General features: G+C 45.5%; 13 protein-coding genes and 1 riboswitch. Of the genes, 6 read left to right on the top strand and 7 right to left on the bottom strand.

The genetic code is table 11. From position 1 onward, the window contains the following. Nucleotides 1-211: 211 nt before the first annotated feature. On the bottom strand, nt 212-1,168 hold the full coding sequence (dusC, locus tag Xsze_RS11990; protein WP_038238114.1) for a tRNA dihydrouridine(16) synthase DusC: 957 nt from the start codon (nt 1,166-1,168) through the stop codon (nt 212-214). A gap of 3 nt (nt 1,169-1,171) precedes the next feature. Next, nucleotides 1,172-2,641, bottom strand: a complete 1,470-nt coding sequence (gene rhlE, locus Xsze_RS11985; protein WP_038238116.1) for an ATP-dependent RNA helicase RhlE — start codon at nt 2,639-2,641, stop codon at nt 1,172-1,174. A gap of 363 nt (nt 2,642-3,004) precedes the next feature. Here rhlE and Xsze_RS11980 point away from each other — a divergent pair, with 363 nt between their 5' ends. From Xsze_RS11980 to Xsze_RS11960, 5 genes are all read left to right on the top strand, one after another. Beyond that, nucleotides 3,005-3,682 carry a transcriptional regulator gene (locus Xsze_RS11980; RefSeq protein ID WP_038238118.1) on the top strand — a complete coding sequence of 226 codons (678 nt, stop codon included), beginning with the start codon at nt 3,005-3,007 and terminating at the stop codon, nt 3,680-3,682. 191 nt (nt 3,683-3,873) lie between these two features. After that, the gene (hlyD, locus tag Xsze_RS11975) at nt 3,874-4,896 is read left to right on the top strand and encodes a secretion protein HlyD (protein ID WP_051462394.1); all 1,023 of its coding nucleotides are present in this window, start codon (nt 3,874-3,876) and stop codon (nt 4,894-4,896) included. A 9-nt stretch (nt 4,897-4,905) separates the two neighbouring features. Continuing rightward, nucleotides 4,906-6,642, top strand: coding sequence for an ATP-binding cassette domain-containing protein (locus tag Xsze_RS11970; protein ID WP_038238122.1), 1,737 nt, complete (start codon nt 4,906-4,908; stop codon nt 6,640-6,642). Beyond that, the gene (locus tag Xsze_RS11965) at nt 6,639-7,796 is read left to right on the top strand and encodes an ABC transporter permease (protein ID WP_038238124.1); all 1,158 of its coding nucleotides are present in this window, start codon (nt 6,639-6,641) and stop codon (nt 7,794-7,796) included. Before Xsze_RS11970 ends, Xsze_RS11965 begins: the two co-directional genes overlap by 4 nt. Before the next feature lie 12 nt (nt 7,797-7,808). Then, nucleotides 7,809-8,915: an ABC transporter permease gene (locus tag Xsze_RS11960; RefSeq protein ID WP_038238126.1), complete on the top strand. Its 1,107-nt coding sequence runs from the start codon at nt 7,809-7,811 to the stop codon at nt 8,913-8,915. A gap of 80 nt (nt 8,916-8,995) precedes the next feature. Here Xsze_RS11960 and Xsze_RS11955 read toward each other — a convergent pair whose 3' ends face one another. The 5 genes from Xsze_RS11955 to moaA all read right to left on the bottom strand — a co-directional run bounded on the left by Xsze_RS11955 (nt 8,996) and on the right by moaA (nt 12,185). Continuing rightward, the gene (locus Xsze_RS11955; protein ID WP_038238129.1) at nt 8,996-9,706 is read right to left on the bottom strand and encodes a Bax inhibitor-1/YccA family protein; all 711 of its coding nucleotides are present in this window, start codon (nt 9,704-9,706) and stop codon (nt 8,996-8,998) included. A gap of 288 nt (nt 9,707-9,994) precedes the next feature. Next, nucleotides 9,995-10,447 carry a molybdopterin synthase catalytic subunit MoaE gene (moaE, locus tag Xsze_RS11950; RefSeq protein WP_038238132.1) on the bottom strand — a complete coding sequence of 151 codons (453 nt, stop codon included), beginning with the start codon at nt 10,445-10,447 and terminating at the stop codon, nt 9,995-9,997. A 2-nt stretch (nt 10,448-10,449) separates the two neighbouring features. After that, on the bottom strand, nt 10,450-10,695 hold the full coding sequence (gene moaD / locus Xsze_RS11945) for a molybdopterin synthase sulfur carrier subunit (protein WP_038238134.1): 246 nt from the start codon (nt 10,693-10,695) through the stop codon (nt 10,450-10,452). Further along, the gene (gene moaC, locus Xsze_RS11940) at nt 10,692-11,171 is read right to left on the bottom strand and encodes a cyclic pyranopterin monophosphate synthase MoaC (protein ID WP_038238136.1); all 480 of its coding nucleotides are present in this window, start codon (nt 11,169-11,171) and stop codon (nt 10,692-10,694) included. The genes moaD and moaC overlap by 4 nt, the downstream gene beginning before the upstream one ends. 33 nt (nt 11,172-11,204) lie before the next feature. Then, complete coding sequence (gene moaA / locus Xsze_RS11935) at nt 11,205-12,185, bottom strand: GTP 3',8-cyclase MoaA (RefSeq protein ID WP_038238181.1); 981 nt, start codon at nt 12,183-12,185, stop codon at nt 11,205-11,207. Continuing rightward, nucleotides 12,174-12,332: riboswitch (molybdenum cofactor riboswitch) on the bottom strand. It overlaps the preceding gene by 12 nt. Before the next feature lie 158 nt (nt 12,333-12,490). Between moaA and yvcK the strand changes: the two genes are divergently transcribed. Further along, a complete protein-coding gene (gene yvcK / locus Xsze_RS11930) occupies nt 12,491-13,399 on the top strand; it encodes a uridine diphosphate-N-acetylglucosamine-binding protein YvcK (protein ID WP_038238139.1) in 909 nt (302 codons plus the stop codon). Nucleotides 13,400-13,538 lie beyond the last annotated feature (139 nt).

The following is a 13,538-nucleotide window of genomic DNA, read 5'->3' as shown; positions in this document are numbered from 1 at the left end:
AATTTATTAGAATGAAAACGAATTTACAATGAAAACATACCAAAAAAATATATAAGAAAAAATAAACAATAAAATAAACCCATGTTTACTAATTATTATCCAATCAGATAGTTAGATATTTCATTAAACCAAAATCATTTCTTTATTTTATATATTCAATGACTACTTCTATTGTACAACAGCGGTGTATTGCACACCGCCGAATAATTACTTATACATTAACAATGTCTTTATTGGCTGCCAGAGAGATAACGCCGGCAATATCTGATGAGGTTTTTAATGCCCTGATCTGCATAAATAGTTCATCAGCTTCATCATATTCTTTCCGTAAATACCCCAGCCACTGCTTGATACGGCCAACATGATACAACCCCGGCGCATCCAGCTTTTCCAGATAAGTGTATTTTTTCAGCAGATTGAGCACGTCATTCCATGACATTCTTGGTTCGTTATATTTAATTACCCGACTCAAGTTTGGAATATGCAGTGCTCCACGCCCTATCATGACTGCATCACATCCTGTCGTTTTCATGCACTCCTGAGCACTCCACCAATCCCAGATTTCACCGTTGGCAATCACCGGAATCACGAGGCGACGACGGATCTCCCCAATCGCTTCCCAATTGATGCATTCAGCTTTGTAACCATCTTCTTTGGTTCGGCCATGCACCGCCAATTCAGTTGCACCCGCCTGCTGGACAGCATCCGCGATTTCAAACTGACGATCACCGGAATCCCATCCCAGACGAACCTTGACCGTAACAGGCAAATGTGCCGGTACAGCTTCACGCATGGCTTTAGCACCAAGGTAGATAAGTTCGGGATCTTTCAGTAACGTCGCCCCACCGCCACTACCATTGACTGTCTTGGAAGGGCATCCGCAGTTTAAATCAACACCCCATGAACCCAGTTCAATCGCCCTTGCGGCATTTTCTGCCAGCCATTCCGGATATTGGCCTAATAATTGGATTCTGACTGGTGTTCCTGATGGTGTACGGCTCTGGTGATATAATTCCGGACACAACCGGTAAAAAGCTTTTACCGGTTGTAAGCTGTCAACCACGCGCAGAAATTCTGTGATGCAAAGGTCATAATCGTTGACTTCACTCAACAATTCCCTGACCAGTGAATCCAAAACACCTTCCATTGGCGCCAGCAAAACACGCATAGATTAATCTCTTGATGTTACAGTACGTGTGTTTCGCTGATGGCGTGGACGCGATGGCGCTCCCTGATTACGCGGGCGGTCACCATGTTGGTTAGCCTGGTTTGGTTTAGCATGGCCGGGTTTACCATTTCTGCGCTGGCCCTGAGATTGTTCACTGCGTGAAGAGTTATCACGGGAGCCGCTGCCCCAAGGGCTGTTTTCACGAGAATCATTGCCGTGAGAACGATTACTGCGTGAATTGCTTCCACGCGAGCTTCCTCCTCGAGAGCTATTTCCACGAGGGCCGTTGCCACGATCATTACGTCCATTCTGGATTGGCTCCGCTTTGATGGAAGGATCGGGTTCATAACCTTCAATGGCAATGCGCGGGATCTCTCTCTTCAATAAGCGTTCAATATCTTTCAGCAACTTGTGCTCATCAACACAGACCAACGATATGGCTTGCCCGGTCGCTTCGGCACGACCAGTGCGCCCAATTCGGTGCACATAATCTTCTGCAACGTTTGGCAATTCATAGTTGACGACATGAGGCAACTGGTCGATATCCAATCCTCGGGCAGCGATATCTGTCGCGACCAGTGCACGAATTTGCCCCGATTTAAAATCAGCCAATGCACGGGTTCTTGCCCCCTGGCTTTTATTGCCGTGAATGGCTGCGGCAGTCACGCCATCTTTATTCAGTTGCTCAGCCAGCCGGTTCGCTCCGTGCTTGGTGCGCGTGAATACCAATACCTGCTGCCAGTTCTGGCTTCCTATCATGTAGGAAAGCAATTCGCTTTTGCGTTTTTTATCGACAAAATGAACGGATTGATCAATTTGTTCAGAGGCCGAGTTACGGCGGGCAACTTCAACACTGACCGGATTGTGCAGTAATTTATTGGCAAGGCTTTTGATGTCATCAGAGAAAGTGGCAGAGAACAGCAGATTCTGGCGTTTGGCAGGCAGTTTATTCAGCACCCGGCGGATATCATGAATAAAGCCCATATCCAGCATACGGTCAGCTTCATCAAGGATCAGGATTTCAACATGGGAAAGATCTACCGCATTTTGATGTTCAAGATCCAACAAGCGCCCCGGTGTTGCCACCAAAATATCGACGCCACCACGTAATTTCATCATTTGCGGGTTGATGCTGACACCACCAAACACGACAAATGAACGTAATTTGAGGTATTTACTATAATCCCGCACGTTTTCGCCAACCTGAGCGGCCAGTTCACGAGTTGGTGTTAAAATCAGTGCCCTGACCGGGCGACGGCCTTTTGACTGGATCGGTGATTCGCTTAAAAGTTGCAGAATAGGCAAAGTAAATCCTGCTGTTTTTCCCGTTCCCGTCTGGGCACTGGCCAGCAGATCTTTTCCGGAAAGCACAACAGGAATGGCCTGCTGCTGAATAGGGGTAGGTTCTGCGTAGCCTTGTTCTTCAACAGCACGCAAGATATCAGCCTTCAAGCCGAGTGACTCAAAATTCATAAATAAGAAATGCTCCAGACTTCACCATTCCTGATATCAATTCATCAGGGGCAGTTTTATGGGAAGAAAACAGACGCGATAAATCGCAAAGAAATTACACAAACTGCAATGCACCGGCAGGGATTATAACAGATAAGTTTTTCCAAACAGCCCCAGAAAAGACAATTATTCATGCTGAATGCATTGATCGAAGACAATTATTTTTAGATTTTAACGAAAAAAGTAAATTATTTTTTATTGCTGTCTATTAAAAAGACAATTTGCGTCAGCTTTACATCAAGTTACTTTAGTTTTAAAGTTAATCATACGATTGATATATTTACGACATTCTCGGAAACTTTTTGTCACAGGAAATATCCTAACATGGCAGCGAAAACCGCTCAAACCTCACGAGGCGAACAAGCCAAACAGCAACTCCTTGAAGCAGCAATAGAAATTTTTGGCAAATCAGGTTTGGAAGGTGCTACCACCCGCAGTATCGCGCAACATGCGCAACAAAATATTGCCGCCATAGCTTACTATTTTGGCTCCAAAGAAGGGTTATACCTCTCTGTCGTGCAACATATCGCCGATAAGCTAAGATCAGAATTTTCCTCATTAATTGAAGCGATTGACCGCTTTTTTGCCGAAACACCAAAACCTTATCCAAAAGAAGAAATCCTGGCATTTATCCATCAGGGAATGATCAGTTACAATCGCCTGATTTTTGAAAAAAGCAGCATTAATATTAGCCGCATCATGTCACATGAACAATTAACGCCAACAGAAGCTTATAGCGTTATGCATGAACAGGGGCTGGCTCCGATTTATTCCCGCCTGAATAAATTGATCGCCAATTATATTGATGCAGATGAAAGCCAAATCTCAACACAAATCCACACTCACGCTTTGCTGGGTGAAATCCTCTCTTTCCGCCTTGCCCGGGAAGCTTTATTGCGCCAAACCGGTTGGGACAATATTGGGGCTAAAGAGTACGAATTAATCAATCAAGTTTTATCTCAACATATCAATGTATTACTTAACGGATTACGAAATAGGTAGTTCAGGAAACTGTCTGTTTATAAAAAGGGTGGCAGGAATGAGTGAATGCCACCAACCAGGCGGCAACCTGAAAAACGACAGCGATAAGACTCAAGAATAAAAATGTATATACCCTCTATTGCTCAATTAACTGAAAGCGTTCAATTAACTGAAAGGTAATGGGTATGATTAAACAAGGCAGAAGGGATAGTATGAACAGTAAAAAGTTTGCTCTTGCCCTATTGGCGCTCATTGTTGTTATCGGTGCAGTTGTTGGTATCTACTATTATCAGGAAAAAAATAACAGGGAATTAACCTTGTATGGCAATGTGGATGTCAGAACCGTCAATCTTGGCTTTCGGGTTTCCGGTAAGTTATCGGGCTTGCAGGTGGATGAAGGTGATGCCATTACTGCCGGTCAACGACTTGGTCATCTTGATGATGCTCCCTTTATCAATGCACTGAATCAATCCAAAGCTGCCCAAGATGTCGCCAAGGCTAACCTTGCCAAAGCTGAAGCCGGTTATCGGCGCGAGGAAATCGCTCAAGTACGTGCAGAAGTCGCGCAAAAAGAGTCCGCTTTCCATTTTGCAGATAGTTTTCTGAAACGCCAGCAAGGATTGTGGCAAAGCAAAACTATCTCAGCCAATGATCTGGAAAATGCAAAAACCGGGCGCAATCAGGCACTGGCCGCCTATCAGGCAGCAAAAGATAAGTTGCGTCAGTTTGAGGCCGGTTATCGTATAGAAGAAATTGCCGCCGCCAAGGCCCAACTTGCACAAGCAGAGGCGAGCCTCGCACAAGCTGAGCTAAACCTGAAAGATACTCAACTCACTTCGCCATCAGATGGCGTGATCCTGACCAGAGCCATTGAACCCGGTACAATGCTCACAGCAGGCAATACGGTGTTTACCCTCTCATTGACCAAGCCCGTCTGGATCAGGGCATACATTGATGAACCCAATCTGCATCAGGCAACCGCAGGACGCGAAATCCTGATTTATACCGATGGGCGAAAAAACCAGCCTTATCACGGCAAAATTGGTTTCGTTTCCCCAACGGCTGAATTTACCCCCAAAAATGTTGAAACGCCTGATTTGAGAACCGATTTGGTTTATCGTCTGCGGGTTATTGTCCTTGATCCAGATGAAGGCCTGAAACAAGGGATGCCCGTCACCCTGCGCTTTGCTGATTCACGCTCTCCTGAAACATATTCTCCTGAAAAAAACAAATAAGGCGGTGACATGACCAGTTCAGCCTATACCATCAAACTGAACGGCGTGGAGAAAACCTTCTCAGGATTGGAAACTCCTGCTGTATCACACTTGCAGGCGGAAATTCAGGGTGGATCAGTGACCGGGCTTGTCGGCCCGGATGGCGCGGGAAAAACCACATTGATACGCATGTTGGCCGGGTTATTGAAACCTGATAGCGGCAATATTGAAATCATGGGGCTTGATCCCATCAAAGACAGCGTTCAGGTACGTTCTGAACTCGGCTATATGCCACAGAAATTCGGTTTATATGAAGATTTAACCGTTATGGAAAATCTCACTTTATATGCTGATCTGCGGGGTGTCCTTGGTGAGGAACGCAAAGCAACATTTCAAAAATTGCTGACCTTCACCGATTTAACGCGTTTTACGACACGGTTGGCCGGAAAGTTATCCGGAGGCATGAAACAAAAATTAGGGCTTGCCTGTACGTTATTGGGCAGTCCCAAAATACTGTTGCTTGATGAGCCGGGGGTGGGCGTTGATCCCATCGCCCGCCGTGAATTATGGCAAATGGTGCACGAGCTGGCTTCTGAAGGCATGTTAATCCTGTGGAGTACTTCTTATTTGGATGAAGCTGAGTTATGTCGTGATGTTTTGCTCATCAACCATGGAGAATTACTCTATCGTGGCCGGCCACAAGATTTGACTCAAAATATTGCCGGCAGATCTTTTTTGCTTGATGTTGAATCCCATACCCGTCGTAAAATATTGCAACATGTTCTTACCCTGCCTCAGGTTACCGATGGTGTGATTCAGGGAAAATATGTTCGCCTGATCTTAAAGGCAGAGGCAGATAAAAACGAATTACTCCAACAAATAGGGCTGTCAGAAGCAAACATCCTTGATGCAGAACCTCGTTTCGAAGATGCTTTTATTGATTTGTTGGGCGGTGGTCCCTCCCATCGTTCGGCATTGGCCGAAATTATGCCCCAAATCCCCCCCAATCCGACAGAAACCGTGATAGAAGCCTGCCACCTGACTAAAAAATTCGGGGATTTTGCCGCCACCGATGATGTTGATTTTCAGGTGAAACGCGGGGAAATTTTTGGCTTGCTCGGGCCGAACGGGGCAGGGAAATCGACGACGTTTAAAATGATGTGCGGGCTTATGATCCCCACCTCCGGCAAGGCACTGGTTTTGGATATGGACTTAAAAACCAGCTCAGGCAAGGCCCGCCAACGTTTGGGCTATATGGCGCAAAAATTCTCTTTATATGGCAATCTGACTGTTGAACAAAATCTCCGGTTCTTTTCCGGTGTTTACGGATTGAAGGGCCGGCGGCAGCAGGAAAAAATGTCAGAGATGATCAATGCGTTTAATCTTGGCCCCATTTTGAATCAAAAAACAGACAGCCTTCCACTCGGCTTCAAACAACGCCTTGCTCTCTCCTGCGCATTGATGCACGAGCCTGACATTCTATTTCTGGATGAACCCACCTCCGGTGTCGACCCCCTGACACGACGTGAGTTTTGGTTACATATCAATGGCATGGTAGATAAAGGAGTTACGGTGATGGTAACAACCCACTTTATGGATGAAGCGGAGTACTGTGATCGCATTGGGTTAGTGTTCCGGGGCAAATTGATTGCCGCCGGCACACCGGATGAATTGAAGCAATTGGTCGCCACCGATGAGCGCCCTAACCCTTCGATGGAAGATGCCTTTATCGATCTCGTCGTGAACTACGATAAGGAGCCGCAATGAGCCATCCTGAACATGCCCCCCAAAAAGCAGTCAGTTTCTCATGGCGTCGATTGAAAGCGCTTTGTGTTAAAGAAACGAAACAGATTATCCGTGATCCCAGCAGTGCCTTGATTGCTGTCGTGATCCCTTTGATGCTGCTATTTATTTTCGGTTATGGCATCAATCTGGACTCCAGCAAACTTCGCCTTGGGGTCCTGATGGAACAACAAAGTGAAGATGCCCGTGAATTGGTGCATGCATTCACCGGTTCGCCTTATATTGATGCGACAATCAGCGATAATCGTCAGTTCTTGATTCAAAAAATGCAGGAAAACCAAATTCGGGGCATCATTGTTATCCCCGTGAATTTTGATGCACAACTTGCCCGCATGGATAGCCATGCACCCATTCAGGTTATTACCGATGGCAGTGAGCCGAATACCGCCAACTTTGTTCAGGGTTATACCAAAGGCATCTGGCAAATCTGGCTCCAGCAACGAGGGCAAAATAAAGGTGTTTCAACGACACCATTAATTGATACACAAATCCGCTATTGGTTTAATCCCGCCGCCATTAGCCGGCATTTCCTGATCCCCGGCGCAGTTTCAATTATCATGACTGTCGTGGGAGCCATTCTCACATCATTGGTGATCGCCCGTGAATGGGAACGCGGTACAATGGAAGCTCTCCTTTCTACCCAAGTTACCCGCATCGAGTTATTGCTCGCCAAGTTACTGCCCTATCAGGTACTCGGTTCTTTTGTCATGGTCCTTTGCATGATATTTACGGTTTTTGTATTGGGGGTTCCCTATCGAGGCTCGCTCTGGATATTGGCCTTGGTTTCCAGCCTTTATCTCGCCACCGCTTTAGGCATGGGATTACTTATTTCCACCCTGACACGTAACCAGTTCAATGCCGCCATGATTTCTTTAAATGCTGCGTTTTTGCCTGCCATTATGTTGTCCGGCTTTGTGTTCGAAATAGACAGCATGCCCGTGCTGATTCAGGCATCTACTTATATCGTCCCGGCACGTTATTTTGTCAGCAGCCTACAGACACTCTTTCTGGCGGGTAATATAGGCACTGTGTTGATCACCAACCTTCTCCTGCTGGTTGCCAGCACCATCGTCTTTATTGGCCTGACTGCATGGAAAACCCGCCGGCATCTGGATTAAAAAGGAAAGAGCATGTTTTATCGTCTGTATACGTTAATCATGAAAGAATTGCAGTCTCTTCTCAGGGAGCCGCAAACCCGAAATATTTTAATCTTGCCCGTCATTTTGCAAATGATCTTGTTTCCATGGGCTGCCACACTGGAAGTCAAAAATGCCACCATCGCCATCTATAATGAAGACAAGGGGCAAGCCTCAATTGAATTGACTCAGCGACTGGCAAAATCGAAAGCATTTCCTGATGTTATTCTGCTGACCAGTTCACAGGAGATCCGCCCGACGCTTGATAACCGCAAGGCTCTGCTGCTGGTGCGTTTCCCGCAGAATTTCAGTGCCAATATAGCCAGCCATCAACCGACATCAATTCAAGTTTTGTTGGATGGGCGGAACTCAAACAGCGCCCAGATTGCCGCCAATTATATCCAGCAAATTGTGATGGATTACCAAAAACAATTATTGGGGGACTCTCCCCGTTTCAACAACAGCGAGTTAATTATTCGTAACTGGTATAACGCCAATTTGGATTATAAATGGTTCGTCGTTCCCTCATTGGTTGCCATGATTACCACTATTGGTGTTCTCATCGTTACCGCGCTCTCCGTTGCCCGTGAACGGGAACAGGGAACGTTGGATCAATTGTTGGTCTCTCCTCTGGCAACATGGCAAATATTCCTCGGCAAAGCCATTCCTGCATTGGTTGTGGCAACAATGCAGGCAACCATAGTGCTGCTGATTGGCACGTTGTTTTACCAAATTCCTTTCGCGGGATCATTGTTGCTATTTTATGGCTGCATGTTGATTTATGGCTTATCGCTGGTTGGTTTCGGATTGCTGATTTCTGCGGTCTGTTCTACGCAACAACAGGCGTTCATTGGCGTGTTTGTTTTTATGATGCCGGCGATTTTGCTTTCAGGCTATATCTCTCCGGTTGAGAACATGCCTGTTTGGTTACAAGACATCACATGGATTAATCCAATCCGGCATTTTACGGATATCACCAAGCAAATTTATTTGAAAGGTGCTGATTTGTCGGTCATTTGGCCGAATTTATGGCCATTGTTGGCAATTACCGCAACAACAGGCGGGATCGCTTACCGGTTGTTCCGCAATAAGATTGCGTAATACTCCTTATAAAAAACCTGTTACAAAAAACCCTGCAAAAGCAGGGTTTTTTATTTAAAAATGATTCGGTATATCAGTGATTACCGGCGATCACCCAGAATGCGCAACAACATCAGGAACAGGTTGATGAAATCAAGATACAGAGTCAGCGCGCCAGTAATGGAATATCTGCGCATATTCTCTTTATCATTAACATCTATTTGTTCACCCATTTCTTTCAGTTTTTGAGTGTCGTATGCTGTCAGACCTGCAAAAACTAAAACGCCGATATAAGTGATTGCCCACATCAGTGCCGGGCTTTTCAGCCAAATATTTAACAAAGAAGCCAGAACGATACCGATCAGCCCCATAAACAGGAAGCTACCCAAACCGCTCAGGCTACGTTTGGTGGTATAGCCATACACACTCAATGCACCAAACATCCCCGCAGAAACCACAAATGTACTGGCAATGGAGCTGCTGGTATAAACCACAAAGATGCTGGAAAGCGTTAGCCCTGTCAGCATGGAATACAGCATGAATAATCCTGTCGCCACTGTTCCGCTCATTTTATGAACCAAGCCAGACAGTACAAACACCAATGCAAGCTGTGCGATGATCAAACCGTAAAACACAATGGAGTTGCTGAAAATAGCGAATAAAATCTCAGGAGTATTCGCTACGTACCACGCTACAAACGCGGTTAACAGCAAACCACAAGTCATCCAGCCATAGACTTGTGCCATATATGTTTGTATGCCAGAACCCGTTTTCTGGACAATCGAATCATTAGAACGTTGATATCGATCCATGATGATTACCTTTTCATGACAATGTTTAAAGAGAAAGACCGTTTAAAAATAAACAATCTATACAAAAGTTATACATTAACATAGAACATTAACAAAACCATCAGCCAATTAATAACGATTTTAGCAGTATATTATTTGTCCGCCCTGTTTTCATTATAGTTCACAAAATTATCCAGTAAATTTTAGTTCCGATACATGCAAGGCCAATAATATGCATTGCCAATTACATTTATTGTCAATCGCATTTGTTATCAATAATGGTGCCAGCAAATGCACTTGAAAACAGCACTACCAGCGACTTGCCGCAGTCTTATCACTGTGTCGTGTTTCCACCCAGCGCTCACCTTCCGCCAGCGATTCTTTTTTCCAGAACGGAGCCTTGGTCTTGAGATAATCCATGATGAACTCTGCTGCCATAAAAGCCATACTACGGTGAGAGCTGGTCACACCAACAAACACAATTTCATCTCCCGGATATAATTCACCAATTCGATGGATGATATTGATACGTTGCAAAGGCCAGCGTTGACGGGCTTCATCTGCAATTTCCCGCAACATTTTTTCTGTCATGCCAGGATAATGTTCCAACGTCAGCGCATGCACGTGGTCACCCAAATTATGATTGCGAACCTTGCCGGTAAACGTAACAACCGCCCCATCTTCATCACATTGTGAAAGCCATTGGTATTCATCGCCAACATTAAATGCCTCACGTTGAACATGAATGCGTGTACTTTCCATGCTCAGCCTCCTGTCACAGGCGGGAAGAATGCCACTTCATCTCCCTCATGCAAGGGATGAGCTGCATGAACAAAAGCTTGATTCACTGCGGCCAACAATTTACCGTCCTCTAATGCCAGCGCCCAGCGTTCACCTTTTTCTGCCAGTGCTTGGCGAAGATGCTCGACAGTTGGGTAATCATCCGGCAATTCAAGAACATCCAACCCAACCAACTCACGAACCTGAGCAAAAAACAACACCCTTATCATGCTTCCACCTTAAAGTGCCCTGATTTACCACCACTTTTTTCCAACAAACGCACCGGCCCGATAACCATGTCTTTTTGTACTGCTTTGCACATGTCATAAATCGTCAGTGCGGCAACTGATGCCGCAGTCAATGCTTCCATCTCCACACCGGTTTTTCCTGTTAAGCGACAGCAAGATTCGATCCTGACGCGGTTATGTTCTGTCTGTGCTTCCAGCCGGACGTCTATTTTGCTGAGCAATAATGGATGGCAAAGCGGGATTAAATCCCAAGTCTTTTTTGCCGCCTGAATTCCTGCAATGCGCGCTGTTGCGAAAACATCGCCTTTATGGTGATCACCTGCAACAATCATCGCCAGTGTTTCAGGCTGCATTTCAACAAAGGCTTCCGCTTTTGCCTCACGCACAGTATCTGATTTGGAAGAAATATCCACCATATGGGCTTCACCCGCAGTGTTGATATGGGTCAGTCGGGACATTTTTACTCCTGAAAAATGAGTTTTGTTGTTAATTCAACCACCAATGAAAGAAAGATTAGGCGTGATACCACTGTCACCCTGATGTAAAAAGTGGGTTTCCCGCTTATGGGACAAGCCACCCTGGATACGCAATTTCAAATCATCCAGCAATGCATCATCAGACAATAAATCACGTAGTGGTATCCCTTGCTCACCAAACAGGCACAAGTGCAGATTCCCCAGTGCGGATACCCTCAATCGGTTACAACTTTGGCAAAAATCTTTTTCATACGGCATGATAAGGCCAATCTCTCCCTGATAATCCGGATGATGGAAAACCTGAGCAGGTCCATCGCTGCGTTCACGTCGTTGTTGCTGCCAGCCTTGTTGCAACAACTGGTTTCGAATAACGTCACCAGAAAGATGATGGCGATGAAACATATCCCTGCCTTCTCCTGTTTCCATCAATTCAATGAAGCGCAACTGGATCGAACGATGTTTAATCCAGTCAAGGAAGGCCGGAAAATGGCTGTCATTGACATTCTTCATCAATACAACGTTGACTTTCACTGTGGTAAATCCAGCCTCAAACGCCGAATCAATGCCACGCATGACCTGAAAAAACTTATCCTGTCCGGTAATCGCATGAAACTGGCGGGGATCAAGGCTATCAACGCTGACGTTAACGGCGGTTAACCCTGCATCTTTCCATCGGGATACATCCCGTTCCATTCGGTAGCCATTCGTTGTGACAGCAATTTTTTTGATCTGGGGATTTTCATGAACCGCTGCAATAATGTCGCAAAAATCGCGGCGCATGGTAGGCTCTCCGCCTGTCAGGCGGATTTTTTCCGTCCCAAGTTGGGCAAATGCGCGGCTAATGCGGCGAATTTCTGCTAAGGAAAGAAATGATTTATGCCCATTGGGGCGATATCCGTCAGGCAGGCAATAGGTGCAACGAAAGTTGCATACATCAGTAACAGATAATCTCAAATAATAGAATTTGCGCGAGAATGCGTCTACAAGTTGTTCCACAATAACACCTTCCAAGTCCGGGAGATGACGGTATTTCTACCTTGCCATCCTGGTGGCTCAGCAGCCACGGCCAGAGCATCATATCAATGTGGTATCCATTTGATAGAACAGCGACTTAGACACAGAGGCTAGGGTTAACATAATATCATGACATCAGGGTACAGCGACGTTTATACGATGCCATTTAAAAAACAATCCGTCAAAAGACGGATAAAATAACTACAATTTCTGAAAACATCATATTTTATGGTAGATTACACGAAATTTATTAAAGTTCTCAATATCCAGCCAGTAACAGGAACCTTATGCGAAATCGCACATTAGCTGATTTAGATCGCGTTGTCGCCCTCGGGGGCGGTCATGGCCTTGGACGAGTGATGTCCTCCCTTACTTCCCTCGGCGCCCGTTTGACCGGCATAGTCACGACAACCGACAACGGCGGTTCAACCGGAAGGATACGACGTTCTGAAGGTGGCATTGCATGGGGGGATATGCGTAATTGTCTCAATCAGTTAATCACGGAACCGACCGTTGCTTCCGCAATGTTTGAGTACCGATTCAGTGGCAATGGTGAATTAGCCGGGCATAATCTGGGTAATTTAATGTTAAAAGCACTGGATCACTTAAGTGTCCGTCCACTTGAAGCGATTAATCTGATCCGTAATTTGCTGAAAGTCAATGCCCACTTGATTCCGATGTCGGAACAATCTGTAGATTTAATGGCAATGGATGAGCAAGGTAATACTGTATACGGCGAAGTCAATATTGACCAACTCAGTTCCGTGCCACAAGAACTGTCACTTTATCCCCGCGTCAATGCCACTAAAGAAGCATTGGACGCCATTGAACAGGCAGATTTGATTCTGATCGGCCCCGGTAGTTTTTTCACCAGCCTGATACCCCTATTATTATTGGAAGACCTGACGCAATCCCTGCGCCGCAGTAACGCAAACATGATTTATATCGGTAATTTGGGGAAAGAACTCAGCCACGCAGCGGCAGGATTATCATTAAAAGATAAAATAGATATCATGGAAAATAAAATTGGGCGCAAAATGATTAATGCCCTTATTGTTGGCCCATGTACCGATATCAGCCTTCTCAGTGATCGGATTATCACGCAACAAGTTTTGGAAGCGCAGGATATTCCCTATCGCCATGATCGGGAATTACTGCGAAAAGCGATAGAAAGTACGCTGCAAAAACTGGGTTGACCGGTCATTATTTGCACAATCATTCCCCCGGACACCACGCCACCGGATAACCGGGGGAATTCAACCTGCTGCCACCGCTTTTCTGTTAATGCCAACAAGAATGGACATCACTTTCTTCAATATTCATTTTATTCAATGT

This window comes from Xenorhabdus szentirmaii DSM 16338 (assembly GCF_002632585.1).
Lineage (GTDB): Bacteria > Pseudomonadota > Gammaproteobacteria > Enterobacterales > Enterobacteriaceae > Xenorhabdus > Xenorhabdus szentirmaii.
This window is presented reverse-complemented; position numbering and strand designations above follow the sequence as displayed.